The sequence below is a fragment of the Streptomyces flavofungini genome, from assembly GCF_030388665.1.
Classification (GTDB): domain Bacteria; phylum Actinomycetota; class Actinomycetes; order Streptomycetales; family Streptomycetaceae; genus Streptomyces; species Streptomyces flavofungini_A.
Map to the genome: position 1 here is coordinate 8,255,982 of NZ_CP128846.1, position 26,544 is coordinate 8,282,525.

At 72.8% G+C, this 26,544-nt stretch carries 20 protein-coding genes; 13 read left to right on the forward strand and 7 right to left on the reverse strand.

The window, feature by feature from the left end:
• Positions 1 to 153: 153 nt before the first annotated feature.
• A complete protein-coding gene (locus QUY26_RS35655) occupies positions 154 to 1,170 on the reverse strand; it encodes a helix-turn-helix domain-containing protein (protein WP_436840550.1) in 1,017 nt (338 codons plus the stop codon).
• 176 nt (positions 1,171 to 1,346) lie between these two features.
• On the opposite strand from QUY26_RS35655, the gene QUY26_RS35660 reads away from it, so the two are divergent.
• Positions 1,347 to 2,240 carry an NAD(P)-dependent oxidoreductase gene (locus QUY26_RS35660; RefSeq protein WP_289954058.1) on the forward strand — a complete coding sequence of 298 codons (894 nt, stop codon included), beginning with the start codon at positions 1,347 to 1,349 and terminating at the stop codon, positions 2,238 to 2,240.
• Positions 2,241 to 2,361: 121 nt separating this feature from the next.
• Here the strand turns inward: QUY26_RS35660 and QUY26_RS35665 are convergent, their stop codons facing one another.
• Positions 2,362 to 2,994, reverse strand: a complete 633-nt coding sequence (locus QUY26_RS35665; RefSeq protein ID WP_289954060.1) for an RDD family protein — start codon at positions 2,992 to 2,994, stop codon at positions 2,362 to 2,364.
• Between the two features lie 339 nt (positions 2,995 to 3,333).
• On the opposite strand from QUY26_RS35665, the gene QUY26_RS35670 reads away from it, so the two are divergent.
• The 6 genes from QUY26_RS35670 (at position 3,334) to QUY26_RS35695 (ending at position 11,419) form a co-directional block, all read left to right on the forward strand.
• A complete protein-coding gene (locus QUY26_RS35670; protein WP_289954062.1) occupies positions 3,334 to 3,720 on the forward strand; it encodes a PPOX class F420-dependent oxidoreductase in 387 nt (128 codons plus the stop codon).
• 312 nt (positions 3,721 to 4,032) lie between these two features.
• A complete protein-coding gene (locus tag QUY26_RS35675; RefSeq protein WP_289954065.1) occupies positions 4,033 to 6,264 on the forward strand; it encodes an MMPL family transporter in 2,232 nt (743 codons plus the stop codon).
• A 110-nt stretch (positions 6,265 to 6,374) separates the two neighbouring features.
• The gene (locus QUY26_RS35680; RefSeq protein WP_289954067.1) at positions 6,375 to 6,968 is read left to right on the forward strand and encodes a hypothetical protein; all 594 of its coding nucleotides are present in this window, start codon (positions 6,375 to 6,377) and stop codon (positions 6,966 to 6,968) included.
• A 162-nt stretch (positions 6,969 to 7,130) separates the two neighbouring features.
• Positions 7,131 to 9,437 (forward strand): PEP/pyruvate-binding domain-containing protein, encoded by a 2,307-nt coding sequence (locus QUY26_RS35685; RefSeq protein WP_289954069.1) that lies wholly within the window; start codon positions 7,131 to 7,133, stop codon positions 9,435 to 9,437.
• Positions 9,434 to 10,336 carry a hypothetical protein gene (locus tag QUY26_RS35690; protein ID WP_289954071.1) on the forward strand — a complete coding sequence of 301 codons (903 nt, stop codon included), beginning with the start codon at positions 9,434 to 9,436 and terminating at the stop codon, positions 10,334 to 10,336. The genes QUY26_RS35685 and QUY26_RS35690 overlap by 4 nt, the downstream gene beginning before the upstream one ends.
• Positions 10,337 to 10,729: 393 nt before the next feature.
• Positions 10,730 to 11,419 carry a fused DSP-PTPase phosphatase/NAD kinase-like protein gene (locus tag QUY26_RS35695; RefSeq protein WP_289954074.1) on the forward strand — a complete coding sequence of 230 codons (690 nt, stop codon included), beginning with the start codon at positions 10,730 to 10,732 and terminating at the stop codon, positions 11,417 to 11,419.
• Between the two features lie 181 nt (positions 11,420 to 11,600).
• Here the strand turns inward: QUY26_RS35695 and QUY26_RS35700 are convergent, their stop codons facing one another.
• Together QUY26_RS35700 and QUY26_RS35705 are read right to left on the reverse strand one after the other, a co-directional pair.
• On the reverse strand, positions 11,601 to 13,010 hold the full coding sequence (locus QUY26_RS35700; RefSeq protein ID WP_289954076.1) for a GNAT family N-acetyltransferase: 1,410 nt from the start codon (positions 13,008 to 13,010) through the stop codon (positions 11,601 to 11,603).
• A gap of 178 nt (positions 13,011 to 13,188) precedes the next feature.
• Positions 13,189 to 13,986, reverse strand: coding sequence for an arylamine N-acetyltransferase family protein (locus tag QUY26_RS35705; RefSeq protein ID WP_289954078.1), 798 nt, complete (start codon positions 13,984 to 13,986; stop codon positions 13,189 to 13,191).
• A 537-nt stretch (positions 13,987 to 14,523) separates the two neighbouring features.
• On the opposite strand from QUY26_RS35705, the gene QUY26_RS35710 reads away from it, so the two are divergent.
• Together QUY26_RS35710 and QUY26_RS35715 are read left to right on the forward strand one after the other, a co-directional pair.
• Positions 14,524 to 15,582, forward strand: a complete 1,059-nt coding sequence (locus QUY26_RS35710) for a hypothetical protein (RefSeq protein WP_289954079.1) — start codon at positions 14,524 to 14,526, stop codon at positions 15,580 to 15,582.
• 135 nt (positions 15,583 to 15,717) lie between these two features.
• A complete protein-coding gene (locus QUY26_RS35715) occupies positions 15,718 to 16,137 on the forward strand; it encodes a RidA family protein (protein ID WP_289954080.1) in 420 nt (139 codons plus the stop codon).
• A gap of 28 nt (positions 16,138 to 16,165) precedes the next feature.
• Here QUY26_RS35715 and QUY26_RS35720 read toward each other — a convergent pair whose 3' ends face one another.
• Positions 16,166 to 16,960 (reverse strand): SDR family NAD(P)-dependent oxidoreductase, encoded by a 795-nt coding sequence (locus tag QUY26_RS35720; protein ID WP_289956322.1) that lies wholly within the window; start codon positions 16,958 to 16,960, stop codon positions 16,166 to 16,168.
• Between the two features lie 231 nt (positions 16,961 to 17,191).
• Here QUY26_RS35720 and QUY26_RS35725 point away from each other — a divergent pair, with 231 nt between their 5' ends.
• Together QUY26_RS35725 and QUY26_RS35730 are read left to right on the forward strand one after the other, a co-directional pair.
• On the forward strand, positions 17,192 to 18,079 hold the full coding sequence (locus QUY26_RS35725) for a PTS sugar transporter subunit IIA (protein WP_289954082.1): 888 nt from the start codon (positions 17,192 to 17,194) through the stop codon (positions 18,077 to 18,079).
• 27 nt (positions 18,080 to 18,106) lie between these two features.
• On the forward strand, positions 18,107 to 19,690 hold the full coding sequence (locus QUY26_RS35730; RefSeq protein ID WP_289954083.1) for a PTS ascorbate transporter subunit IIC: 1,584 nt from the start codon (positions 18,107 to 18,109) through the stop codon (positions 19,688 to 19,690).
• A 73-nt stretch (positions 19,691 to 19,763) separates the two neighbouring features.
• Here the strand turns inward: QUY26_RS35730 and QUY26_RS35735 are convergent, their stop codons facing one another.
• Together QUY26_RS35735 and QUY26_RS35740 are read right to left on the reverse strand one after the other, a co-directional pair.
• Positions 19,764 to 21,146 (reverse strand): SLC13 family permease, encoded by a 1,383-nt coding sequence (locus tag QUY26_RS35735; RefSeq protein WP_289954086.1) that lies wholly within the window; start codon positions 21,144 to 21,146, stop codon positions 19,764 to 19,766.
• A gap of 297 nt (positions 21,147 to 21,443) precedes the next feature.
• The gene (locus QUY26_RS35740; protein WP_289954088.1) at positions 21,444 to 22,208 is read right to left on the reverse strand and encodes an IclR family transcriptional regulator; all 765 of its coding nucleotides are present in this window, start codon (positions 22,206 to 22,208) and stop codon (positions 21,444 to 21,446) included.
• Between the two features lie 97 nt (positions 22,209 to 22,305).
• Between QUY26_RS35740 and QUY26_RS35745 the strand changes: the two genes are divergently transcribed.
• Both QUY26_RS35745 and QUY26_RS35750 read left to right on the forward strand, forming a co-directional pair.
• A complete protein-coding gene (locus QUY26_RS35745) occupies positions 22,306 to 23,472 on the forward strand; it encodes a pyridoxal-phosphate-dependent aminotransferase family protein (protein ID WP_289954090.1) in 1,167 nt (388 codons plus the stop codon).
• Positions 23,473 to 23,581: 109 nt separating this feature from the next.
• Complete coding sequence (locus tag QUY26_RS35750; RefSeq protein ID WP_289954092.1) at positions 23,582 to 26,521, forward strand: FAD-binding and (Fe-S)-binding domain-containing protein; 2,940 nt, start codon at positions 23,582 to 23,584, stop codon at positions 26,519 to 26,521.
• Positions 26,522 to 26,544 lie beyond the last annotated feature (23 nt).

Here is a 26,544-nt window from a genome sequence, read left to right on the forward strand (position 1 = left end):
GAGGGTCCGAGAATATCGGCGGCACGCATGAAAGCCCAGGTCAGACGGGGTGGCGTGGACGCGCAGGCGGGCCTGTGAGCGGTGCGGGCACGGTGGCGGCGGGGGGCGTCCCGGACCGGCGCGCCCGGTCGCGTGCGACCCCGTCGAACGCCGTCAGACGGGCACTGCGGGCGCCGCCGGAGCGGGTTTTCCGACGGGTGCGGCTTCCGCCTGCGAGAAGGCGCGGCGGTAGTCGCTCGGGGACACCCCGACCTGCTTCAGGAAGTGGTGGCGGAGGTTGTTCGCCGTGCCGAGGCCGCTGAGTTCGCCGACCTTCTCGACGGGCAGAGCGGTGGACTCCAGGAGGCTCTGGGCGCGGGCGAGGCGCTGGTTGAGGAGCCACTGCAGCGGGGTCGTGCCGGTGGCGGCCTGGAGGCGGCGGTAGAAGGTGCGCGGGCTCATCGCCGCGCGGCGCGCCAGGTCCGTCACCGTCAGCGGCTGGTCGAGGTGCTCCCGGGCCCACTGAAGGACCGGGCTCAGCCCCGCGTCGTCCGTGGCGGGCACCGACAGATCGATGAACTGGGCCTGCCCGCCCGGCCGGTGGGCGGGCACCACCATGCGGCGGGCGAGCTGGTTGGCGACGTGCGCGCCGAGGTCACGGCGTACGAGATGCAGGCACAGGTCGAGCCCCGCGGTCAGGCCCGCGCTGGTCAGGACGTCGCCGTCGTCCACGTACAGGACCGAGTCGTCGACCTGGACGCGCGGATGGCGGGCCGCGAGCTGGGCCGTGTGCAGCCAGTGCGCGGTGGCCCTGCGGCCGTCGAGGACGCCCGCCTCGGCGAGCGCGAAGGCGCCGGTGCACAAGGACACCATGCGCGCGCCTGCCGCGTGGGCGCGGCGCAGCGCGTCGACGAGTCCCGGCGGCAGCGGCGCGCCCTCCTCGACGCAGGCGTCGGGCACCGACGGCACGATGACGGTGTCCGCGCGCACGAGGTCGTCGAGCCCGTACGGAGTGCGCAGCGAGAAGCCGGACCGCGCGGTGGCGCCGCCCTCCTCGTGGCCGATGCCGCAGAGCCACAGGTCGTACCAGGAGTCGGCGAGATCGGGCTGGGGCTTGCCGAACACCGTGCACGGGATGCTCAGTTCGTACAGGTCCCACGACGGGACCCCGATCTCCTCGGTCACGACCACCGCGACGGAACCAGCGCTCATGCGGGCGAGGATACGACGCCCGCGGAGATGGCAGGAATTTGGTGGCCACCGTCACCACCGTCACTGTCGTGGCTCCCGGCCCGCTGCGAAGGTGGTCCGTACGTGATCAACGTGATCAGCCGCCCGAAGGCGGATCTTCAAGGAGTTACCACGCAATGAGCGCAGAACGACGCGCCCCCGTGACCGTCATCGGACTCGGCAACATGGGCGCGGCCCTGGCCGCCGCCTTCCTGGAGCGCGGCCACCCCACCACCGTCTGGAACCGTTCGCCAAAGAAGGCCAAGGCTCTCGCCGAGCGTGGCGCGACGGTCGCGGCGACGCCCGGGGAGGCGGTGACGGCCGCCGAGTTGGTGATCGCCTGCGTCCTCGACTACGACGCGCTGCGCACCGTGCTCGACCCGGTCGCCGGCCGGCTCGCGGGCCGCGCCCTGGTGAACGTGACCTCCGGATCGCCCGAGCAGGCCAGGGACTTCAGGGACTGGGCCGAGGGGCAGGGCGCCACCTATCTCGACGGCGCCATCATGACCACGCCGCCCGGCGTCGGCAGCCCGGACATGATGTTCCTCTACAGCGGTTCGCGGGACACCTTCACCGCGCACAAGGAGACCCTGGACGTCCTCGGTGACGCGCTGTTCCTGGGCACGGACCCGGCGGTCGCCTCGCTGTACGACGCCGCGCTGCTCGGCCTGATGTGGGCCACGTTCAACGGCTGGCTGCACGGCACGGCGCTCGTCGGCGCCGACAAGGTGGCGGCGACGGACTACACCGTGCTCGCGAACCGCTGGCTCGGCGGCGCGGTGAGCGGCTTCCTCACGCGGTACGCGGCGCAGATCGACGAGGGGCGCTACCCGGGCGACGACGCGACCGTCGACGTGCAGATCGCGACCATCGACCACCTCATCCACGCGGCGGCCGACCGGGGCGTCGACAACGCGCTGCCGGAGCTGCTCAAGGCGAGCATGGAGCGGGCGAAGGCGCTGGGCCACGGCGGGGACAGCTACGCGAGCGTGATCGAGGTGCTGCGCGGGAAGGGCGGGGCCACCGCCTAGGCGTCCGGCACCCGGGCGCACGGGCGGAGGAGCAGCGGGCGGCTCCGCGCCCGGAACCGGGCGGCACCGCGCCCGAACGACGGTGTGGCGCCGGTCCTGGAGGACCGGCGCCGCACTGCTGTCACCAACTGCTCGTGAGGTCCCGCTGAGGCTGCTCGGGGGCCCGCCGGGCGGACGGGATCCCGGCGAACCCGGGGGAGTTCACCGACGTACCGGCGACCCGGTCCGCGAGCGAGCGGGAGGACCGCGAGAGCACCGGAAGCACGTTCAGGAGGAACAGGGCGACCGCCGCGATCCAGCACAGGACGGACAGGAAGAGCCAGCCCTGCACGAGCACGCAGCAGGCCAGCGCGTACACGGCGACGTCGGCCGAGGTGGTGACGGCCGCCCGCAGCGCCGTGCGCGATGGAGTGCGCGGGGTGACGCGCAGCCCCATCAGGGCCTTGCCCAGGGTCCGGCCGGTGAAGTTGAGCGTGAGCCACTGGTAGAGGAACGTGAGCACGACCAGGGCGAGGAAGCCCTGCTGGATGTAGCCGACGGCGTCCTCCCACAGCGAGTCGACCATCTTGCCGCTCGCTCCCTGGGCGTCGCCCCCGGACGTGACGAAGTGCCAACTTCCCTTGGTCATCAGCTCGGGAACGTCGGTGATGAGCGCCGAGATGCGGTTGAAGGTCAGGGCCGCGAGCCCCCCGGCCGCCGCCACCACCAAAGCGAAGTCGATGAGCCAGGCGCCGACACGGCGAAACTTCGGCACAGATGATCCCCCAAGACTGCTACCCCCCGGTCTGGCTCCCGTGACGATAGCAACACCGACGGCGGCGCTCACCCGGTCAATTGAGACGATCTCGGGGCACTCCCGTCCCTCAACTCCGTTGCCAGGGCGTCAAGATGACACCGAAGCGGGCGGCGCGGAGGAGGGCGCGGGGCGCGCGGGTAGCGCGATCCAGGGGCTTTGCGCCACGCACGCTCCCCGCGCTCCCCAGGTCCTCCGAGAGTCATCCCTGCGAGCCCCCGTCAGGCCCCTGTGAGGCCCCTGCGAGCCCTCCGCGAGTGGGACGGCGGCCCCGGGGTGTCCCGTACCTAGACTCCGGAGATGGACACCACACGGCTCGAACACCTCGCCACCGGCAAGTACGTGCTGGTCACCAGCTACCGCAAGGACGGCACGGGCGTGCCGACGCCCGTCTGGGTGGTCCGGGACGGCAACGCGCTCGGGATCTGGACGGTCACGGACAGCTGGAAGGTGAAGCGGATCCGCCGCCGGGCGGACGTCCTCGTCGGCCCGTGCGACCTTCGCGGCAATCCGACGGGGGATCAGGTTCCGGCCACCGCCGAAATCTGTGACTCGACGACGACTGCGCGCTACCGCAGACTGCTCGCACGGAAGTACGGCCTCGCGGGGACCCTGGTCCTGCTCGGCAGCAGGCTGCGGCGAGGGGTCCATGGCACCGTGGGTATCCGCCTGACCCTGGTTCCGTGATCAAGGACGCGGCCTCTGTCCCGAATTGGAAGGTAATGCGGGCAGATTGGCGCCCGAGAGACGCAGGTCACACCGGTTCGGCGGCATTGGTACATGAGACCTACACCGATTCTGCGCGTCTCCTACCCGAGGATGAGGAGCCCCGCTCAGGACTACACCGGTCGTGGGCCGATAGTCCGGCCCGCAGTCTGACTTCCGGACCCCGAGCGGACGGCACGATGGAGGGGATCCTGAAGACCTGTCCCGACGAGCATCAATGTGCCGCCGGCTGGTCACCCTTGCCTGCCAATCCCGACGGGGGTCTCTTTCGCCGTGGCTACGTTCCTCTACAAGCTGGGCCGTCTCGCGTTCAGACGGCGCTGGTGGATGGCGCTCATATGGGTGCTGCTCTTCGTAGGCGCCGGCTTCGCCGCCTCGGCAGCCCCCGCAGCACCCGCCGACACGTTCTCCATGCCGGGCACGGAGTCGCAGAAGGCCTTCGACCTGCTCGACGAGCGCTTCCCGCAGACCAAGTCCGACGGTGCCACCGCCCGCGTGGTGGTCCGCGCTCCCGACGGCGGGAAGATCACCGCCGGAGAGAACAAGGCCAAGGTCGACAAGCTCGTCGCCGACCTGGGCAAGGGCGCGAAGGTCTCCAAGGTCGACGACCCGTTCGAGGCGGGCGCCGTCAGCAAGGACAAGACCACCGCCTACGCCACCGTGTCCTACAAGGTCACCGGCACCGAGCTGAGTGACAAGAACAAGGAAGCCCTCGAAAAGCTCCTTGAGGACACGCGCAAGGACGGCCTGATCGTCGAGGCGGGCGGTGACGCCGTTCCGACCGAGCAGTCCATGGGCGGCAGCGCCGAGCTGATCGGTATCGGCGTCTCCGCGGTGGTCCTGCTCATCACCTTCGGCTCGATGATCGCCGCGGGTATGCCGATCCTCACCGCGCTCATCGGCGTCGGCATCGGCATCTCCAGCATCACGGCACTCGCCAGCACCCTGGAGCTGTCCAGCACCACCTCGACGCTCGCCATGATGATCGGTCTCGCGGTCGGCATCGACTACGCGCTGTTCATCGTGTCCCGCTACCGAGCCGAGATAGCCGAAGGACGCGAACCGGAGGACGCGGTGGGCCGCGCCGTCGGCACCGCGGGATCCGCCGTGGTCTTCGCCGGACTCACCGTCGTCATCGCGCTCGCCGGCCTCATGGTCGTCAACATCCCGCTGCTCACCAAGATGGGCATGGCCGCGGCCGGCACGGTCGTCATCGCCGTGCTGATCGCGCTCACCCTGATCCCGGCGCTGCTCGGCTTCGGCCGCCGCAAGGTGCTGCGCCGCAAGGACCGCAAGAAGCCGTTCGGCACGCCGCACGCCGACGCGCACGGCAAGCCGAAGCTCGGCACCCGCTGGGCCCGGTTCGTGCTGCGCCGCCCGCTGGTCGTGCTGCTCTTCGCCGTCGTCGGCCTCGGTGCCATCGCGGCCCCGGCCGCCAAGCTGGAGCTCGGCCTGCCCGACGAGGGCACGTTCGCCACGGACACCACCCAGCGCAAGGCGTACGACATGCTGTCGGACTCCTTCGGCAAGGGCTTCAACGGTCCGCTCACGGTCGTCGTCGACAAGGACGGCAAGGGCGCGGCCGCCGCCGCGAAGGACGTCGGCGACGCGCTCAAGAAGTTCGACGGCGTCGTCACCGTCACCCCGGCCGCGCCGAACAAGGAAGACAACACGGCGACGATGACCGCCGTGCCGAAGACCGGCCCGAGCGACGCCGACACCGAGAAGCTGGTCAAGAAGATCCGCTCGGACATCAGCGACGTCGAGTCCAAGACCGGGGCCGAGGTCCTGATCACCGGCTCCACGGCCATGACGATCGACTTCTCGCAGACCCTCGACGACGCCCTGATCCCGTACCTGGCTCTCGTCGTCGGCCTCGCCTTCCTGCTCCTGATGCTGGTCTTCCGCTCCATCCTGGTCCCGCTGAAGGCGGCCCTCGGCTTCCTCCTGTCGGTCCTCGCGGCGCTCGGCGCGGTCGTGGCGGTGTTCCAGCAGGGCCACCTCGCCGACGTTTTCGGTGTCGACCAGCCCGGCCCGATCATGAGCATGATGCCGATCTTCATGATCGGTGTGGTCTTCGGTCTCGCGATGGACTACGAGGTCTTCCTCGTGACGCGCATGCGTGAGGCGTACGTCCACGGGGCCCGCCCGGGCGAGGCCATCGTGACCGGCTTCACGCACAGCGGTCGCGTCGTCGCCGCCGCGGCGGTCATCATGATCAGCGTGTTCTCCGGCTTCATCATGGAGAACGACGACATGATCAAGATGATGGGCTTCGGCCTCGCGTCGGCCGTCCTCTTCGACGCCTTCGTGGTCCGCATGGCGATCGTGCCCGCGGTGCTCGCGCTGCTCGGCAAGTCCGCCTGGTGGCTGCCGCGCTGGCTCAACGCGATCCTGCCCAACGTGGACGTGGAGGGCGAGAAGCTGCACAAGCAGCTCGGTGACGTGAACGGCGGACCCGCGCCGTACAGCGACCCCGAGCGTGAGCTGCAGCGCGTGCGCTGACCCCGCAGTGACAAGGCGGCCCGGTGACCTTCTCGGTCACCGGGCCGCTCTGCTGTGCGCCCGCGGCCCCGCTGGTGGAGACTGTCCTCGGTGCGACCCCGGAGGTACCCTTGCTGTTCACTCAGGACGCCCTGTCCAAGATCGCGGCCGGTGACGTCGACCTGGCGTTCCGGCGCTGGGTCAGGCCCGCCGTCCGGCCCGGCACCCGACTGCGCACCGCCGTCGGCGTGCTCGCCGTCGACGCGGTCGAGGCCGTCGAGGAGAGCGCCGTCAGCGACAAGGACGCCCGCCGCGCCGGATACGCCGACCGCGCCGGCCTCCTCGCCGACCAGCGCCCCGGCGCCGACCGCGCCCTCTACCGCGTCACCCTCCGCCGCGTCGGCGCCGACCCCCGCATCGGCCTGCGCGAGGACACGGACCTGACCGCCGCGGACCTGGACGCCGTCACCACCGCCCTCGCCCGCGTGGACGCCCGCAGCGGCCACGGCCCCTGGACCACCGCCACCCTCGAACTCATCGCCGCGCACCCCGCCGTCCGCGCCGCCGACCTCGCCGCGCGCCTCGGCCGCGAGACGCTCCCCTTCAAGGCCGACGTGCGCAAGCTGAAGGAACGCGGCCTGACCGAGAGCCTTGACGTCGGCTACCGCCTGTCGCCGCGCGGACGCCGGGTGCTCGACCACCTCCGCGGCACCAACAGGCCCTGAACGGCGCTGATGTCGCGCCGATTCGGCAAGGAACGGCAAAGAACGGCACCGAAGAGGAGATTCGGCTCGATTCGCGTGTCCGAGAAGTCAACTTCCCCATGACGACACGCGTCCGTCCTCAGGGGTGGACCGTTTCAGCGCGACTGCCGGAGGAGGTTGACCATGATCGAGGTCGACGGGGACCGGCTCGCGGTGATCGCCCTGGATGCCCGGCGGGCACGGGACGCGCGGATCGCGGGGGCGAAGGCGGCGCACCTGGCGCGGGCCGCGGGAGCGGGCCTTCCGGTGCTGCCCGGATTCGTCGTGGCGGTGGCCGACGGGTCCGCCGGGGCGCACCGGGGCGAGAGTGAACTGCGGCACGCCTGGGACGAGTTGAGTGACGCAGGTGCGCGACCCCTCGTCGTGCGGTCGTCCTCCGCGCACGAGGACGGCGCCGAGTCGTCCCTGGCGGGCCTGTTCGAGACGGTCCTGGACGTCCACGGCTGGGACGCGTTCACCGACGCCGTGCGGCGGGTGCGCCGCTCCGCGCACCGCGTCCCCGTACGGCACGTGTCGGACACCGGCGACGCCGCCCGCGCGGACCCGGCCGAACCGGCCGACATGGCTGTTCTCGTGCAACCCATGGTGCGCGCCGTCGTCGGCGGGGTGATGTTCGGCGCGGACCCGCTCGCGGGACGGAACGACCGGGTGCTCGTCAGCGCCGTGCCCGGCGGCCCCGACCGGCTGGTCGACGGCAGCGTCGACGGCGTCCGCTACCACCTCACCCGGCACGCCCGCCTGGTCCGCACCGAACCCGCCGAGCCGCGCGGCACCCGCCTCCTCGACCGCGGCCGGCTGCGCCGCCTGGTGCGCCTCGCGCGCCTGGCCCAGCGGGAGTTCGGCGGGCCGCAGGACATCGAGTTCGGCTTCGACACCGACGACCGACTGTGGCTGTTCCAGACCCGCCCCATCACGGCCATGCCCTCGGCCCCGCCGCGCGGCGCCCGCCTGCTCGGCCCGGGCCCCGTGGCCGAGACCTTCCCCGGTGTCGTACAGCCGCTGGAGGAGGACCTGTGGCTCGCCCCCATGTCGTACGGTCTGACGCTCGCCCTCGACCTCACGGGCTCGGCCCCGCGCGGACAACTGCGCCGACTGCCCGTCGTCACCACGGTCGACGGGCGCGCGGCCGCCGACCTGCGCCTCCTCGGCGCTGCCCCGGCACGCCGGCCCGTCCTCGCCTTCCTCAACCCCGCCCCGGGCGCCCGCCGTGCCGCCGCGGCCTGGCGGACCGGTCGGCTGCGGGCCGCCCTGCCGATGCTCGCCGTCGACCTCATGGCGGACGTGGACCGGTACTTGAGCGAACTGCCGCCGCCCGACGCGATGTTGAGCGGCCGCCTGTTCGCCGCCGTCTCCTGGGGCCGCACGGTCCTGGCGTCGCTGCACGCCCAGGAGTCGCTTGCCGGAGCCCTGCTGGCGCACGACTCGGGTGCCACCGCTGTCGGTGAGGCCCTGGCCGTCCTGTCCGAGGCGCGCGCCACCGCACCCGATGACGCGCGTCTGGTCGCCCGGCACCCCGTGCTCCTCTCCCTGCTGCCGCCGTCGCTCGGCCCGCGCCCGCCGCTGCCCGCGCGCACCGCGTGGGCCGGGGTGCCCCGCGGCACGGCCGCCCTCCCGGCGCGCGAGGGACTGCGGCTGCGCATCCGCTGGGTGCAGGAGATGCAGACCGCCATGGTGCGCGAGATAGCCCTCCGCTTCACGGCCGCCGGGCTCATCGACGACCCCGCCCGCGCCGCCCTGCTGCGCTGGAGCGAACTGACGGCCGCGAGCGACGGCGCGGGACTCCCCGCCGACCTGCCCGAACGGCTGCCCCGCCCGCACCGCCCCGCCCTGCCCGCCGCCTTCCGCCTCGCCGCCGGACGCCCGGTGCCCGCACCGGTCGGGCGCCGCGGGAAGAGCCCGGGCCAGGGCGCGGGCGGCGGCTTCGGCTCGGGCGCCGCCTGGTACGGCGAGGGTGCGCCGCCCCGGCACCCGGTCCTGGTCGTCCGTACCCTCGACCCGGCCTTCGCGCCGCTGCTGCCCGGCCTCACCGGCCTGGTCGCCGAGACCGGCAGCGTCCTGTCCCACCTCGCCGTCCTCGCCCGTGAGTACGGCGTGCCCACGGTGGTGGGCGTCCCCGACGCGTTCGACCGCTTCCCGGAGGGGACACGGCTCTCGGTGAACGGGGGGACGGGGGAGGTGGACGTGGTGCGGGTGTCGGCCGTGGCGGAACCGGCGGACACCGGGGTGGTCGGCACGGCCGGGGCGGACGCGGACCGGCCGGGCGGCGTCGATGCGCTCGGCGGTGAATCCGCCGAGCGCGGCCCCGGACCGTCGACGACCGGCGCCGGACCCGACGTGCCGTCGTCCTCTCGCGACGGCGCCGGCGCCGACGGCACGCGTGGAGCCGTCCCGCCCGACTGCCCCGACTACCGGGAGGGCATGGCGTCATGAAGTACGTGGGCTATCTCCTCGGCGGCCTCACCGCAGCCGCGGCCGCCACCTACAGCGTCGTCTACCTCACGCGCTGGGAGTGGCAGCGCGCCCTCATCTGCGGCGTGCTGCTCCTCGTCGTCGAGGGCCTGCTCGGCTGCGCGCTGCTCCTGAGCCGCATCGGCCGCCTTGAGCGCCGGATCGCCGACACCGGGGAGCGCACCGAGGAGGTGTGGCGGCGGCTGCGGGAGTCCGGCGAGCAGCCGGGCGCACGGTTCCGCTGGCTGGAGCCGCACGAGCCCGGCGGCGCCCCTCGCACGTACGTCTTCGTGCCCGTCCTCATGGCGGCCGGGGCGCTCCTGTCCGGTGTCGCCTGGGTCGTGCAGCGGATCTCGGCGGCCACCGCCCGGCCCGGGGCCGAGCGCAGGCTCGCCGGGCGCCTGACGGCGCTGACCGCGCCGCAGCACGAACTCCATGGACGAGTGCCGGAGTTGGAGTCCAGGCCCGCCGTCCCGCGCCGCCGCACGGGCCGGACGCTCCTGCTCACCGTCGTGGTCACGGCGTGCGGGCTGCTGCTCGCCCTCCTGGTGGACACGCTGTCCGACGCCACCCAGACCCGGCCGGGCAAGGTGGCGGGCTCGGCCGCGACCACCCTCGTGTACCGGGTCGAGGTGCGCGGCAGCAAGGACGTCGACGCCCGCGCCCTGGCCGCGCGGGAGCTGTGGGAGCGGTGCCGCCGCTCGACCGCCGCCCTGAACGTGCGGGCTCCGTTGACCCGTCTGGACACGGACGTCTGGGTCGGGGTGATCCGCCCGGCCCTGTCCGAGCACGACGTGATGCGCCTCAGCGGCTGTCTGAACGACGCGACGGCCCACCGCACCCGCGCGCGGGTCCTCGGCGAGGGGCAGGCATCCGGGTAAGGCCAATTCCCCTGTGGCCAAGGCGAGTTCGTGAGGGCATCGGGGCTGGTGAGGCGGTCGTCCGCAGCCCCCGGACCCCGCGCGTGCGAGTAGCCTGAAAGGCGTCTGTGCTACTTCTCCGTCCCGTGCTGGTGTGCGCCCGTGCGCGCCCCATCAGGTGGTGACCGCTTGTCTTCCGCACCCGATCCCCGGCCCTCCGTACCTTCTGGGCCTTCTTCGCCCTCAGAGCACGCTGTGCCTACTGCGCTTTCCGGGCCCACTGCGCCCACTGCGCCCACTGCGCCTTCCGGGCCATCCCGCTCGACCTCCGCGCCGCTCCCCTCCGCGCCGCTCCCCTCCGCGCCGCTCCCCTCCGGGGCGCTGTCGGTCCGCGCCGCCGCCCTGCTCGGCGCGGTGCGTGCCGCCGGGGCCCGAGCGCGCCGCGCGCTCACGCCCCGGCGTCCCCTCGCCCGCCGGGCGCTGAAGACCGTCGGCGTCTGCGTCCTCGGCTACGCCGTCTTCTGGCTCACCTCGGCCCTCGGCGTGCTCGCCGTGTCGGCCTGGGCCAGCGAACGCGCCCCGGCCGACGGCGAGTTGGCGGGCATCCGGCACTTCCAGCAGGTCGACGACCGACTGTGGCGCGGCTCCGCCCCGAGCCCGGCGGGCTATCGCGCGCTCGTCGCACACGGCATTCACACGGTCGTGGACCTGCGCGCGGAGGACCTGAGCGCCGCGGCGCTCGCGCAGCCGAAGCGCGCCGGGCTGCACGTCGTGCGCATGCCGATCCGTGACGGGCAGACCCCCGACGGCCGCCAGGTCGAGCGGTTCCTGCGCATCATGGCGGACGCGCGCGGACCGGTCTTCGTGCACTGCGGCGCGGGCGTCGGCCGCACCGGCTCGATGACCGCTGCGTATCTGGTCCGCACCGGCCAGGCGACGCCCCGCCAAGCGGCGCTGCGCACGGTCGCCGTGGGCCCGCCCTCGCTGGAGCAGATCTACTACGTGCTCAGCGCCGACCGGCACGAGAGCCGCCAACCGCCCGGTGTGGTCTCCCTGGTGAGCCGCATCGCCGACGCGCCGCGCAGGATCAAGGCGTCGCTCTGAGGAGCAGCTGAGGAGCAGCTGAGGAGCAAGGGGTCGCTCCGAGCGGCGTCAGGCCGCTGCGAGCCGCACCGGAGTATCGCCTTGAGCTGCGTGGAGCGTCGCTGCGAGCCGCGTCAGAGACGCGCTTCGCGCCCTGTCGCAGCGTCGCCTCGGGCTGTGCGGAGCGTCGCTGCGAGCCGCGTCACAGCGTCGCCTTGAGCCGCCACGCGCTGCCGCGGAACAGTGCCGCGCCACCGTCGGCCGACAACCGCCCGTCGGCCGCGTGCGCGCGGTCGCCGAGGTGCGGCTCGTCGTCGCGGACCCGCTTCTGCAGCAGCGTCGCCGCGAAGCGCCCGGCCACGCCGCCGTCCTTCGACGGCTGCTCGCCGACGACCTCGAAGCCCGCGGCCGCGTAGTACGCCCGCAGGCGCGGGTTGTTGGCGCGGCAGTCGAGTCGGCACAGGCTGCGCCCCGCGGCGCGCACGCGGCGCTCGGCGTGCTCGAGCATGCGGCGGCCGGTCCCGGGCGGCGCGACGCGGCGGTCGGTCATCAGGCTGTGCACGTACCCGGCCGCGGGCGGCTGCGGACCCCAGGCCGCCGGGTCGTCCCACCACAGCTCCCAGGCGCCCGCGACCGGCCCCTCGGGGCCGAGCGTCGCGATCCAGATCTCGCTGTCCAAGAGTCGCGCTCGGAAGTGCTCCTCGCCCAGCTCGCCCGGCTTCCACTGCGCGATGCCCTGCGCGATCTGCCAGCGGGCCGCCTCGTCCCGCAGCCGTACGAGCACGGGGACGTCGGACTCGTCGGCGCGCCGGAACGACAGCTCGCGCCCCGCCGCCGGTGCGAGCAGGTTGCGGCGCAGTCCGGCCACCAACTCCGCGTCGACGCCGAGGAGTTGCTCGGCGTACGCGCGCAAGGACCCGTACCGCTCGGACATCCCGGCGAGGAAGAGCCGCATCGCCTCGGCGGGCGCGCGCCCGAAGCCGAGCCAGGTCGGCTCGCCCTCGGGGTGGTCGGCGCGCCAGTCCGCGAGGAAGCGGTCCGCGGCGAGCTCCGTGCGGGCGTAGTCCTCGACGATGTCTGCCTCGGCCACGCCGAGCAGGGCGAGCAGGAGGGCGGCGAGCAGGCCGGTGCGGTCCTTGCCGGACACGCAGTGGAAGACGACCGGGCCCGAGCCGTCGTCGGCGAGCACTTCGAGGGCGCGGCGCAGCTCCTTCGCGCCGGCCTCGGCCATCGTCAGATAGCGCTCGCGGAGGTAGGGGACCAACGGCCCGTCGGGGTCCGGCGAGGACTGGGAGCGGGTGCGGTCCTCGACGTTCAGCTGGTGGTAGGCGAGCGTCGGGTGCTCGGGCACCCGGCCCTTCGCCTCGATCTCCCACGGTTGGCGCAGATCGATGACGGTGCGGACACCCAGGGCGAGGAAGCGGTCCCAGTCGGCGCCCCGCAGCTTGCTCAGCGAGTCGGACCGGTACACCTGCTCCCAGCGCACCGCACGGCCGTCCTCAGTGACATAGCCGCCCAGGTCACGGAAGTTGTGCAGCCGTTCGAAAGGTATGTGTCTCTTCACAGTGCAGCAGCCTACGTCCGCGAAGGCCGCGAATGCCGCGATGAACATCACCGCCAGCGTCCGCGTTCGATTACCGCCAAGGGGGCTGGACAAAGGGGCGCGGCCCGTGCTGCGCGCAGGGGGCCACGCCTGTCCGCCGAGCCGCCGCGTGTCTTGTCACAGGACGCCGGGCGGCCGCGCCGGACCGACCCGGAAGATCGTCCTCCGGGCGCCGCCCGCCGGGCCGTCAGCGCCCGCCGACGCGGACCGGCTCCGCGACCTGCGGGACCTCCGGCAGAGTGATCCCGAAGTGCTTCGCGTACGCCGCGAGGACCTCGGCGTCCGTCGCCAGTTCCGTGACCTCCCGCTCCTCGCCGGTGGTGACGGTGAGCGTGTTGCCGCTGAGAGTGACCCGGCCGGTCGCGGTGACCAGCGTGCACACGGTGGACCGGGTGAAGTGCGACTTGGGGGACGTGCGGTGGTACCACGCACCGGCCGTGAACTCCGCGAGCTCGCGCGGGCGTCGGTCGAGCACGTACTGCGGCTTGCCGTCCTTGAGGACGTCGAGGTCGCCGTCGGGCCTCTCCACGACGCGGAACGTCCCGCCCGGGTCGTCCTGGTCGCCGAGCTCGGCGAGGTCGAGCGGGAACTGGCTGTGGGTGCCGAAGCCGATGTCGGCGAGCCACTGCCCGCGGTCCTCGGTCCCTACCCGCAGCGCCAGGTGGTCGTACGGAATGCCGGGGCGCCCGTCGTCCCCGTACACCCGGGCCTGGAGCAGGGTGACCTCGAAGCCGAGCGCGGTGAGCAGCGCGGCGAAGGCGCCGTTGAGTTCGTAGCAGAACCCGCCGCGCTGTTCGTCGACGACCTTGGCCACCAGGTCCTTCTCCCTGAGCTCCACCTCCTGGCCGAGGTGGATGGCGAGGTTCTCGAAGGGGACGCTGCGCAGATGGGCGAGGTGCAGCGCGCGCAGGGCCGACGAGGTCGGGGCTGCGGGGCGGTCGGCGCCGATGCGGCGCAGATAGGCGGCGGTCCGGGCGGTATCCATGGGGCAAGTCTCACCGGGGCCCGCCGGCGCGGCCACCGACCGGGGGCGGGACCGGCCCCCGTCCGCGGACCTAGGTCCAAGGTGCCCCCGATCCCGATGGTTCGCGCCCCGGCCCCCTATGGATGGTCGATCCACGCCGCGCGGCACCGATGTCCGCGCGTGCTCCAGGAAGGAGATGACCCGATGCGCAAGCACTCAGCCGACCGCACCGCAGTCCGGGGCCCTCCTGACCCTCGTACGCGTTACCGGCCTACGCGGGCTACCCGAAGAGCCTCGCCGAGCGCACCTTCGCCGACCTGCGCCACTGGAACACGCCGGGACGGGGCGGGCACTTCATGGTGCACGAGGAGTCCGACCAGGTCGCTTCCGAACTGCGGGCGGTCCTCGGGCCGTTGAGGCACGCCGCCTAGGGCTCGTCCGGCAGCGGTCGCGCTCCCGGGCCCCGTCCGCGGCTCGGGAGCGCGAGGGCCGATATAGGATGTACGTTCCGTTTCCTGCTGCTTCCTCGCAGCTTGTGACCCACCCGGAGAGTGACCAGTGAGCGTAGCCATCGTCGCGCCCGAAACCGCCGAACCGGCCGACAGCCGGGAAGCGGACCCGGTCGGCACCCGGGAACTCGTGGAGCGCGACGCCCGCGACTTCGGCGCCTACGCCCGCACCGGCGGCTGGACCTTCGGCCTGAAGGTGGCCCGCAGCGTACGGCCCGGCGGGCAGGCCGCCGAGGACACGCCGAAGGCCTCCGCGAAGGAGTTCGCCGAGCTCGCTGGATGCTCCGCCGAGCGCGTCATGCGCTACTACAAGGCCTGGGACAAGGCCGCGGACGACGGCCTCGTGCCGCACTTCGAGGCACTGACTCCCGGCGCGGACGTCGAACTCCCTGACGCCGACGTGTGGCTGACCTACTATGTGCCGCGCTCCAGCGCCACCTCCGCGCGCGGCACCGCGATCACCGCCGCCGCCGAGGCGGAGGGCATCCGCCCGACCAAGGCCCTCGAGGTCGCCGAGAACCCCACCGCGCTGCGCGCCGCGATCCTCGCCGACCCCTCCACCGCCCAGGCCGCCCGGCACGCGCTGCTCGACCGCCTGAAGGAGGACCCGGCCCTCCAGACCGAGCTGGCCCGCGACATCGCCCGCACCGACGAGCTGAAGAAGGCCGTCGCGGGCGAGACCAGGGCCGCCGACCGCATCGAGTACGTCCGCAAGGTCGCCGAGGAGGGCCAGATCCGCACGCCCGCCGGGCAGACCCTCGACGCCCCCGCCGAACTGCGCGCCGAGGCCGAGCGGCACCTGTCCCTCCTCGACGAGCTCGACGACTACGAAGAGGCCGGCGAGTGGGCCGCGGAGGCGTACGACACGGTGAAGACCCTCGTCGCAGAGACCGTCGAGGCCGACCCCGAGCTGCGCGTCCAGGAGCGGCGCACGAAGTTCTACAGCAGCCTGCAGAAGGCCACCAAGGTCTTCGAGGAGCTGACCCTCGACGACGCCGCCGACTTCGACGACATCTACGAGGACGACATGGTCCAGCGCCTCGAGGAGCTCCAGCAGGCCATCAGCACCTGCATCACCGCGCTGCGGAAGGCGTCGGAGACGCGCTGACCAGGCCGTTGCGGCGGGCGGATGTGCCCACCCGGGAATGCCCGGGCGCAGCGCGCGGCTGAAGATCATGAGCGGGTCCCGGACCGAACAGCGGTCCGGGACCCGGTGATCTCATGAACTCACAGAGGAGCCCGCATGACTTCCGCCGCCTCCGGCCGCTCCGCCACCGAGCGCGTCCGCGTCACCGCCGATCCCGACTGGTACGACGGCGTCGGCATCTCGCTCGGTGTCCGGGTCGGGAACCTGGTGTTCACCTCCGGGCAGGCGCCCATCGACGCGACCGGAGCCACGGTGGGCACCGGCGACTTCGAGGCACAGGCCCGCCAGGCCCTCGCCAACCTGTCGACGGTCCTCACCAACGCGGGCTCCGGCCTCGCCGACGTCGTCAAGGCGACCGTGTACGTCACCGACATCGCGCAGCAGGACGTCTTCGGCAAGCTGCGCACCGAGTACTTCACGGGCACGCCGCCGCTCGCGGAGTCCTTCGTCGAGGTGTCGGCGCTCGCCAAGCCGGAGTGGATGATCGAGATCGAGGCGATCGGGCTCGTCCGGTAGGGGCGGGGCGCGGTCGGCCGGAGCGGGCTCAGGGCAGGATGGAGTCGACGTACCCCCCGTCCACGCGGACGGCGCCGCCCGTGGTCGCGGAGGCCAGGGGCGAGCTCAGGTACACGACCATGTTCGCGATCTCCTCGGGCTCGATGAGCCGCTGGATCAGCGACTGGGGCCGGTGCAGCCGCATGAACTCGCGCTGCGCCCGGTCCCATTCGAGGTCGCGGTCGACCAGCTCGTACACGAACTCCTCGACGCCGCCGGTGTGGGTCGGTCCGGCGATGACGGAGTTGACGGTCACGCCGGTGCCCGCGGCTTCCTTGGCGAAGCCGCGGGAGACCGAGAGCAGCGCGGTCTTGGACATGCCGTAGTGGATCATCTCTGCGGGGATGACGACGGCCGAGTCGCTGGCGATGTTCTGGATCCGGCCCCAGCCACGTTCCTTCATCCCCGGCAGGTACGCGCGCGTCGTGCGCACCGCCGTGAGCACGTTCACCTCGAAGTACCGGCGCCACTCGGCATCGGGGATGTCCATGGCGGGCACGGCCCCGAAGACGCCCAGGTTGTTGACGAGGATGTCCGTGTGCGGCAGCGCTGCGAGCACCTGCTCCAGGCCGTCGTCCGTGGTGATGTCCCCGGGGGCCGCCACCAGGTCCGCTTCGGGGTCCGCGCCGCGCAGCCGCTCAAGTGCGGCGTCGACTGATTCCTTCGTACGTCCGTTCACTGAAACGCGCGCTCCGGCGCGGGCCAGGCCCGCGGCGATCGCGGCTCCGATGCCCTGGGTCGAGCCCGTGACGAGGGCCGACTTTCCGACGAGGTCGATCTGCACGTGGTGCACCTTCTCTGCCGTCGTGGTGTGAGCGGTGTTCCTGTCAGTCTCGTGGTCGGACACGCCTGTGTGCCAGTCGCCGTCCGTGCCGCCGAGCGCCTCGGCGATGACGTCGTCCATGACCCCCTTCACCGCCGCAGCTCCCTCGGCGACCGCCCGGCCCACCGGATGCCGACCCGGGAGCGGCGGCTGAAGCTGCCGTGTCCTGCGGCCTGTGAAACGATCAACCGCATGGTGGCTGTGAGCGATCTCCTGCCCGTCGAGGCGATCCGGCTCGACGTCGTGGCCGAGGACTGGCGCGCCGCGATCCGCGCCGCGGGCGACCTGCTCGTGGCGACGGGCAGCGGCACGGACGCGTACACCGCGGAGATGATCCGGACCGTCGAGGACAGCGGGCCGTACATCGTCCTCGCCCCCGGCCTGGCCTTCGCCCACGCACGGCCCTCGCCCGCGGTGCTGCGGACGGGCATGGCGTGGGTGCGGCTCGCGCGGCCCGTGGAGTTCGGGCACGAGACGAACGACCCCGTCGGCCTCGTCGTGGCCCTCGCCGCGAAGGACGCCACCGCGCACACCGACGCGATGGCCTCCCTGGCCCGGCTGCTCGCGGACCCGGAGACGGCGGAGGCCCTGCGGGTGGCCCCGACCCCGACGGCGGTGCGCGTGATCCTGGCGGGGGAGACGGGGGAGACGGGGGCCGGAGAAGCTGCGGGGGCTGCCCCTGGGGCTGGGGCTGGGGCTGGGGCTGGAGCCGGAGTCGGGGCTGGTGCCGGGCTCGGGGCGGGGGCCGAAGCAGCCGCTGCCGCACCCGCGTCCGCGTCCGCCGCCGGGCCCGCCGTGCACAAGATCCTCACCGTCTGCGGCAACGGCCTCGGCACCAGCCTCTTCCTGAAGAACACCCTGGAGCAGGTCCTGGACCGCTGGGGCTGGAGCCGGTACGTGAGCGTCGAGGCCACGGACACCATCTCCGCCAAGGGCAAGGCCTCCGAGGCCGTCGCCATCCTCACGTCCCGGGAGATCGCCAAGACCCTCGGCGACGTCGGCGTCCCCGTGCGGGTCGTCGACGACTTCACCTCCACCACCGAGGCCGACCGTGTCCTGCGGGACACCTACGACGTCTAGAAAGAGCCAGAAAGGAGGGGGAGAGCCGTGGACTGGCTGGTCTCCGTAGCGAAGTTCCTGGTCAACGAAATCCTCAGCCAGCCCGCGTACCTGATCGGGCTGATCACCGCCGCCGGCCTGATCGCCCTGCGCAAGTCGGCGGGCCAAGTGCTCGGCGGGGCGATCAAGGCGACCCTCGGCTTCCTGCTGATCGGCGCGGGCGCCGGGCTCGTCGTGGCCGCGCTCGCCCCGCTGGGCGAGATGATCCAGGGCTCGACGGGCGCGCACGGCGTGATCCCGACGAACGAGGCCATCGTCGGCATCGCCCAGGCCGAGTACGGGTCCCGGGTCGCCTGGCTGATGATCCTCGGCTTCGCCGTCAGCCTGGTCCTCGCCCGCTTCACACCGCTGCGCTACGTCTTCCTGACCGGCCATCACATGCTGTTCATGGCCACGCTGTTGACGATGGTGCTCGCGACCGCCGGACAGCGCTCCTGGGTCGTGGTCGTCGTCGGCGGCGTCCTGCTCGGCATCATGCTGGTCGCGATGCCCGCCTTCGCGCACCCCTGGACCAAGCGCGTCACCGGCAACAACACCGTCGCGATCGGGCACTTCGGCACCGCCGGGTACGTCGTCGCCGGTGCGACCGGGCAGGTCGTCGGCCGCCGCAGCCGGTCCACGGAGGACATGAAGCTGCCGGAGGGCCTGCGCTTCCTGCGGGACTCCATGGTCGCGACGGCGCTGTCCATGGTCCTCATCTACCTGATCATGTCCCTGGTGTTCCTCGCGAAGGTCGGCAAGGAGAGCGCCTTCAAGGCGTTCGCGACCGACGGCGGCCCCGCCGCGTCCGACGTCGGCGCGTACGTCATGCAATCGATCATGCAGGGGCTGCAGTTCGGCATCGCCGTCGCCGTCATCCTTTTCGGCGTCCGCACGATCCTCGGCGAGCTGGTGCCCGCCTTCCAGGGCATCGCGAACCGCGTCGTGCCCGGCGCGGTGCCGTCCCTGGACGCGCCGATCGTGTTCCCGTACGCGCAGAACGCCGTCCTCATCGGCTTCATCTCCAGCTTCGTCGGCGGCCTGATCAGCCTCGGCCTGCTCGCCTGGATCTTCGAGCCCGCCTTCGGCCTCGCCCTGGTCCTGCCCGGGCTCGTGCCGCACTTCTTCACGGGCGGCGCCGCCGGGGTCTACGGCAACGCGACGGGCGGACGGCGCGGCGCCGTCCTCGGCGCTTTCCTCAACGGCGTCCTCATCACCTTCCTGCCCGCGCTGCTCCTGAAGGTCCTCGGCGCCTTCGGCGAGGAGAACACCACGTTCGGCGACGCGGACTTCGGCTGGTTCGGCTCGCTCGTGGGCAACGCGGCCAAGGCGGGCACCGTGGGCGGCGCGATCCTGATGCTGGTGATCGGCGCGGTGGTCCTGGCGGGCGCGATCGTCATGCAGAAGCGGGTCGTGGAGACCGGCTGGGACCCCGGCGCCCGCCGCGACGCACTTCTCGGCCACGCGGCGGCCGGGGGTGCCGGGGCCGGCACCGGGCCCGATGCCGGGGCGGGCCCGACGACGACGTACGCGAAGATCGCCCCGCCGCCGGGCGCGCCCAAGCCCCCGCCGCCGCCCGGACAGGACGGCTGAGGCCCGCCGGGGAAGGCGCGCCCGGGACTCGCGGGGAGGCGCGCCCCCGGGGAGTCGCCGCACGGAGGTCCGCTCAGCCCTGCCCCGGCACCACGAACAGTGCCCAGGTGGCCGGCGGCGCGACGAGCGCCATCGACATGCCCCACTTCATGAGCGCGCCGAACACCTGCGGGCGTTGCTCCTCCGGGGCGTTGGCGGTCACCAGCGCCCCGCTCGTGGACAGCGGCGAGGAGTCGACGACCGACGAGGACACGGCGAGGGCGATGATGAGGCCGACCGCCCCGACCTGACCGTCCATGAGGAACGGTACGGCGAGCGGGATCAGGGCGCCGAGGATGCCGGTGGTGGAGGCGAAGGCGGACACGACGGCCCCGATGAGGCAGATCAACAGGGCGCCCAGGAGCGGTGAGTCGATCTGCGCGACGCTGTCGCCGAGCCAGGTGATGGTGCCCATGCGCTCCATCACGCCCACGAACGTGACGACACCGCAGACGAGCAGCACGGTCGACCACGCGCAGCGGTCGACGGCGCCCTTCGCCGCGTCGGCGTCGACGAGGGTGAGGAGCACGACCACCGTGAAGGCCATCAGGCCGACGTTGTAGTCCAGGAAGAGGGCGCCCGCCACCATGCCGAGCAGCCCGAGCAGGGTCAGGACGCGCGCACGGTCGAGGCGAGGGACGACGTCGGCGGTTGCGGGAGCGAAGGTCACCGTGGTGGTGCCGCCGGGGGCGGGGGCGGGCGCGGAGCCCGCGGGAGCCGTGGGCGGGCCGTCGGCGCCTCCGGCCGTCTCGGTCGCCGGGGCGCCCCCGACCCCCGTGCCCAAGCCGCCCCTCCCGTCCTCCGCCCGCCGCCCGAGCAGGCTCCGCCCTCCGAACAGGAAGTACGCGACGACACTGAGCGCGACGTTGAACAGGAACGACATCAGGAACAGCAGCCCGGGGTCGCCCGGCAGGTCGTTGCGCTCGATGACGCCGTTGGTGATGCTGCCGAAGACGCCGGCGGGGGAGAAGCCGCCCGCGCTCGCGCCGTTGATCACCAGGAGGCCCATGAGCAGCGGACTGATCCCGTAGCGGACGCAGAAGCTCATGCCGATGGGGGCGATGACGCCGACGGCCGCGGGCACGACCGCGCCCACGGCGGTGAGGGTGGCGGTGATGAGGAACATGACCCAGGGGATGAGCGCGATGCGCCCCCTGACGGCGCGCGTCGCCGCGTGCACGAGCCATTCGATGGTGCCGTTGTTCTTCGCTATGGCGAAGAGGAAGGTGACGCCGACGAGCACGACGAAGAGGTCGCCCGGGAAGCCGCCGAAGACGTCGTCCGCGTTCTCGCCGGCGACGGACGAGCCGACGGCGAAGGCGGCGACGAGGGCGAGGGCCCCCATGTGGACGGAGGTGAAGGTGGAGAGGGTGAAGATGAGTACCAGTGCGCCGATCGCGATGAGATGGTCTGCCATGTGACACGTCCTCGCCTTCGGGCGGCGGTCACAGTGCGCGGTCCTGGGATCGTGCGCGGGCTGTGGCCGACTGCGAGCATGCGGAGGGGACCCGTGGTGGCGTCCGGGGCAGAGGGGCACCGAGGAGCCGCGCCCCTGCCGTGGGCGGGCAGCCTCTGGAGCCCGGACTGTCCGCAGAGTGGACTGAGGGTTCCGTCATGCGGAACCCCTTTGCGACGCAGGCGAGTATGTGACGGTGGTCACGCCCCGTCAAGGGGGTGCGGACGCATCCGAGTTGTGGGGTGATCGGCGCCCGGTTCAGCTCGCGCGGGCCGCGTCCGGTGCCTGGTGGCCGAGTGCCGTGCTGATCTTCCGGGCCGCCGCGCGCACGTGTTCGCCCAGTTCGACGAGCCGGTCGCGGTCGCAGCGGCTGCTCGGCATGTTGATGCTGACGCCGGCCACCGGCGAGCCGTCGGGGCCGAGCACGGGGGCGGCGACAGCGGAGACGTCGTCGCGCCATTCGCCCTGATTGAGGGCGTAGCCGCGGGCGCGGACCGTCTCCAATTCGGCGCGCAGCGCGGCCGGATCGTCGATCGTCGTGTCCGTGAACCGCGTGAGCCCCTGGGTGAGATAGCGCTCGACGGCCTCGGGGGAGCGGGCCGCCAGGATCGCCTTGCCGTTGGCGGAAGCGTGGCCGGAGAGGTGCTGGCCGAGCGGCAGCACGATCCGCACCGGCTGGGTCGTCTCCAGGCGCTCCACGAGCACGACCCGCTCGCCCTCCGCGACGGCCAGGTGCACCGTCTCGTCCACCGTGCGCCGCAGTCCCTCCATCACCGGCACGGCGACGTCCCGCAGGTCCAGCTCCCCGGTGGCCTGCCGCCCGATGAGCAGCGCCTTCGTCGTGAGCGTCCAGCGGGTGGGGGTGCCTGTCTGCTTGATCCAGCCCGCCGTGTGCAGGGTGCCGAGCGCCCGCTGGACGGTGCTCTTCGGCAGCTCCATGGCGCGGGCCAGATCGGCCACGCCCACGGGCTGGCGCACCGCGAGCTCCTCCAGTACGCGCAAGGTGTTCAGGACGTTCTGCACCGTTGACCCCCTCCGGACCGGACCCTATGCTCCGTCGTGCCGCATAACGATACGCTGTGCCGTATCACGGCACAAGCGGGGAGGGGAGATCCGCGCCATGACAGTCAGGACCGGACGCCACTTTCTCCAGATACCCGGACCGACGAACGTCCCCGACCGGGTCCTTCGGGCCATGTCCGCCCCCACCGTCGACCACCGCGGGCCCGAGTTCGCAGGCCTCGCCCGCCGCGTGCTCGCAGCCCTGAAGCCGGTGTTCGGCACCGCGGGCCCGGTGGTCGTCTACCCGTCGTCGGGCACCGGCGCCTGGGAGGCCGCCCTGGTCAACACGCTCAGCCCGGGCGACCGCGTGCTGTGCTTCGAGACCGGGCACTTCGCCACGCTCTGGCGCGACATGGCCCAGTCCCTGGGTCTGGAGGTCGAGTTCGTCCCGGGCGACTGGCGCCACGGCGCGTCGCCCGAGGCAGCGGCCCACCACCTGGACGCCGACCCGGCCCACACCATCAAGGCGGTCTGCGTCGTCCACAATGAGACGTCCACCGGCGTCACCAGCCGCGTCCCGGAGATCCGCGCCGCCCTCGACGCCGCCGGACACCCCGCCCTGCTCCTGGTCGACACGGTCTCCTCGCTGGGCTCCATCGAGTACCGGCACGACGCCTGGGGCGTCGACGTGACGGTCACCGGATCCCAGAAGGGGCTGATGCTGCCGCCGGGCCTCGGCTTCAACGCCGTCAGCGACAAGGCGCTCGCGGCCGCGCGTACGTCCCGGCTGCCCAAGTCCTACTGGGACTGGGGGCCGGTCGTCGACGCGAACGAGGCCGGGTTCTTCCCCTCCACCCCGGCCACCAACCTCCTGTTCGGCCTCGACGAGGCACTGCTGATGCTCGCGGAGGAAGGCCTCGAACAGGTCTGGGCCCGGCACGCCCGGCACGCCGCCGCCACCCGCGCGGCCGTGCGCGGCTGGGGCCTCGACGTGCTGTGCGCCGACGAGCGCGAGCACTCCGGTTCGCTCACCGCCGTGCTCCTGCCCGACGGCCAGGACGCCGACGCCGTACGGAAGATCGTCCTCGAGCGGTTCGACATGTCGCTCGGCACCGGCCTCGGCCGCCTCGCGGGCAAGGTCTTCCGCATCGGCCACCTCGGCCACTTCAACGACCTCACCCTCGCCGGGACGCTGGCCGGTGTGCAGATGGGGCTCGAACTCGCCGGGATCCCCGTCGGCCGTGACGGCGTCGCGGCGGCCCTCGATCACCTCCGCGTCCACTGACGCCACGTCACCGCCCCTTCCGCCCGCCCCGGGGACGCCCGGCAAGCCCTGCCCCGCTCCACCGAACGCCCCTGCCCCGTACGCCCCTTCACTTTCAGGAGCGTGTCGCATGACCACGAGCACCGAGTCCACGGAGGCCGAGCGGGACGCGCTCGGCGGCGACCTCGCGCGGCGGCTGCGCGCCGACCTCGACGGCGAGGTCCGCTTCGACGACTACAGCCGCCATCTGTTCGCCCGCGACGCCAGCATGTACGCCATCACCCCCCTGGGAGTGGTCTTCCCCCGGCACGCCGAGGACGTGCAGGCGGTCGTCGCGGCCGCGGCCGAGTACGGCGTCTCCGTCGTGCCGCGCGGCGCCGGGACCAGCCTCGCGGGACAGACCACGGGACCGGGCATCGTCCTCGACCTGTCCCGCCACCTGCGCCGCATCATCGCTCTCGAACCGGACGGCCGCACCGCGCTGGTCGAGGCGGGCGTCGTCCAGGACCAGTTGAACCGCGCCGCCGCACCGCACGGCCTGATGTTCGGCCCCGACACCTCCACCAGCAACCGCGCCACGATCGGCGGCATGATCGGCAACAACTCGGCGGGCAGCGGCTCGCTGCGGTACGGCATGACCATCGACCACGTCCGCGCCCTCGACGTGGTGCTCTCCGACGCGAGCACCGCCCACCTCGCGCCCCTCACCGCGCACGAGCACGCCGACCGGGCCCGTGGCACCGGCCTGGACGGCCGCGTCCACCGCGAACTGCCCGCGCTCCTCGCGTCGAACGCCGACGCCATCGCAGCCGGTTTCCCCGGCCACTGGCGGCGGGCCGGCGGCTACCGCCTCGACCGGCTGGCCCGCGAGGACACCCCGTTCGACCTGGCGAAGTTCGTCGTCGGCTCGGAGGGCACGCTCGCCATCGGCATCCGCGCCCTGGTCGACCTCGTGCCGAAACCGACGCGCACCGCGTTCGCCGTCGGCCACTTCACCTCCGTGGCCGGTGCCATCGAGGCCACCCAGGACGCCCTCGCCTGCGACCCGGCCGCCGTCGAGCTGATGGACCGCACCATCCTCGACCTGTCCCGCCAGAAGATCGAGTACGCCTCGTTGGCCACCGTCCTCGAAGGCGACCCGGACGCCCTCCTCTTCGTGTCGTTCACCGGCGACGACGAACGCGAACTCCTCGCGAGCGTCCAGCGGTTGACGAAGCTGTGGCGGCGGCACGGGCACGGCTACCACACGCTCGCGGCCGTCACCCCCGCCGACCAGGCCGCCCTGCTCAAGGTCCGCAAGTCCAGCCTCGGCCTGCTGATGGCGGCGAGCGAGGGCACCCGCAGGCCGCTGGCGTTCATCGAGGACACCGCCGTCGACCCCGTCCACCTGTCCGCGTACACCGCGAGGCTGAAGAAGGTCCTCGACCGGCACGGCCTCACCGCCGGGTTCTACGGCCACTGCTCCGTGGGCTGTCTGCACATCCGCCCGTTCCTCGACGTGGCCGACCCCGCGCAGCGGCAGACCATGCGCGCGGTGGCCGAGGAGATCAAGGACCTGGTCACCGAGTACGGTGGCGTCAACTCCAGCGAGCACGGCGACGGCCTCGCCCGCAGCGAGTTCAACCGCGCGCTCTTCGGCGACGACCTGTACGAGGCGATGCGCGCGGTCAAGGGACTCTTCGACCCGGACAACCGGCTGAACCCCGGCAAGATCGTCGACGCGCCCGCGATGACCGACCACCTGCGCGACGCCGCGCTGCCGCCCGCGCCCGGACTGCGCACCCGGCTCGACTTCGAGGTCGCGGGCGGCATGCGGGCCGCGGCCGACCGCTGCATGAACATCGGGCTGTGCCGCAAGAGCGACGTCGGCGCGATGTGTCCCTCGTACATGGCCACGCGCAACGAGGAGGACTCCACCCGCGGCCGCGCGGGCGCCCTCGTCAAGGCCCTGTCCGCCCCCGACCCGCACCGGGCGCTCGGCGACGAACGCCTGCACGAGGTCCTCGACCTGTGCCTGATGTGCAAGGCCTGCAAGAGCGAGTGCCCCCTGGGCGTCGACATGGCGTCCTTGAAGGCGGAGGCCCTCGCTCACCACCACGACGAGCACGGGACCCCGCTGCGCTCCCGGATCTTCGGCGCCATCCGGCTGCTCAACCGCCTCGGCTCGGCCACCGCCCCCGTGTCCAACCTGCCCGGCCGCATCCCCCTGCTGCGCCGCCTGCTGCACCGCACGGTCGGGATCACCCCGCACCGACCGCTGCCCCGCTACACCCGCCGCAACCTGGTGCGCTGGTTCACCCGCCGCCCTGCCGCCGTCGCCTCGGCACCCCGGGGCCCGGTCGTCGTGCTCGCCGACTCCTTCACCACGTACACCGAACCGGAGATCGGCCGGGCCGCCGTCGAACTCCTCGAACACGCGGGCTGGGCCGTGCAGTTGGAGAGCGGTGGCTGCTGCGGCCGCGCCGCCCTGTCCAAGGGGCTCCTGGACGAGGCGAGCGACAGGGCCTGCCGGCTCGTCCACCGCATCACGGAGACCACGCCCCCCGAGGCGCCCGTCACCGGCTGCGAGCCGTCCTGCCTGATGACGCTGCGCGACGAGCACAAGGCCCTGCTGCCGCTCGACCCGGCGCGCGAGGCCGTGACCGGCCGCGTCCGCCAGCTGGAGGAACTCCTCACCGAGGCCATCGACGACGGCGGCCTCCCCCTGCGCGAGGACTCCTGGCTCAGCGGCCGCACCCTGCTCTTCCACGGCCACTGCCACCAGAAGGCGGAGGTCGGCACGGCGGCGACCGTCGCCCTGCTGCGCCGCATCCCCGGCGTCGAGGTCACCGAGCTCGACGCGGGCTGCTGCGGCATGGCCGGTTCCTTCGGCTTCGAGTCCGAGCACTACGACGTGTCGATGACCGTGGGGGAGGACCGGCTGTTCCCCGCGGTGCGGGCCGCGTCGCAGGACACCGTGGTGGTCGCCACGGGCGCCTCGTGCCGCCAGCAGATCTTCCACGGCACGGAACGGAACGCGTGGCATCCGGTGCAGTTGGTGCGGGAGGCGCTGGTGGCTGACGGGGGCTGAGGGGGACTGACGGGGGGTGAGGG

Excerpts from the sequence above, each read along its gene's own strand:
- QUY26_RS35660 (WP_289954058.1), top strand. The coding sequence starts at position 1,347 with ATGAGCGCAGAACGACGCGCCCCCGTGACCGTCATCGGACTCGGCAAC.
- QUY26_RS35715 (WP_289954080.1), top strand. The coding sequence starts at position 15,718 with ATGACTTCCGCCGCCTCCGGCCGCTCCGCCACCGAGCGCGTCCGCGTC.
- QUY26_RS35745 (WP_289954090.1), top strand. The coding sequence starts at position 22,306 with ATGACAGTCAGGACCGGACGCCACTTTCTCCAGATACCCGGACCGACG.
- QUY26_RS35705 (WP_289954078.1), bottom strand. The coding sequence starts at position 13,986 with ATGGATACCGCCCGGACCGCCGCCTATCTGCGCCGCATCGGCGCCGAC.
- QUY26_RS35690 (WP_289954071.1), top strand. The coding sequence starts at position 9,434 with ATGAAGTACGTGGGCTATCTCCTCGGCGGCCTCACCGCAGCCGCGGCC.
- QUY26_RS35700 (WP_289954076.1), bottom strand. The coding sequence starts at position 13,010 with ATGTTCATCGCGGCATTCGCGGCCTTCGCGGACGTAGGCTGCTGCACT.
- QUY26_RS35670 (WP_289954062.1), top strand. The coding sequence starts at position 3,334 with ATGGACACCACACGGCTCGAACACCTCGCCACCGGCAAGTACGTGCTG.
- QUY26_RS35685 (WP_289954069.1), top strand. The coding sequence starts at position 7,131 with ATGATCGAGGTCGACGGGGACCGGCTCGCGGTGATCGCCCTGGATGCC.
- QUY26_RS35735 (WP_289954086.1), bottom strand. The coding sequence starts at position 21,146 with ATGGCAGACCATCTCATCGCGATCGGCGCACTGGTACTCATCTTCACC.
- QUY26_RS35750 (WP_289954092.1), top strand. The coding sequence starts at position 23,582 with ATGACCACGAGCACCGAGTCCACGGAGGCCGAGCGGGACGCGCTCGGC.
- QUY26_RS35725 (WP_289954082.1), top strand. The coding sequence starts at position 17,192 with ATGGTGGCTGTGAGCGATCTCCTGCCCGTCGAGGCGATCCGGCTCGAC.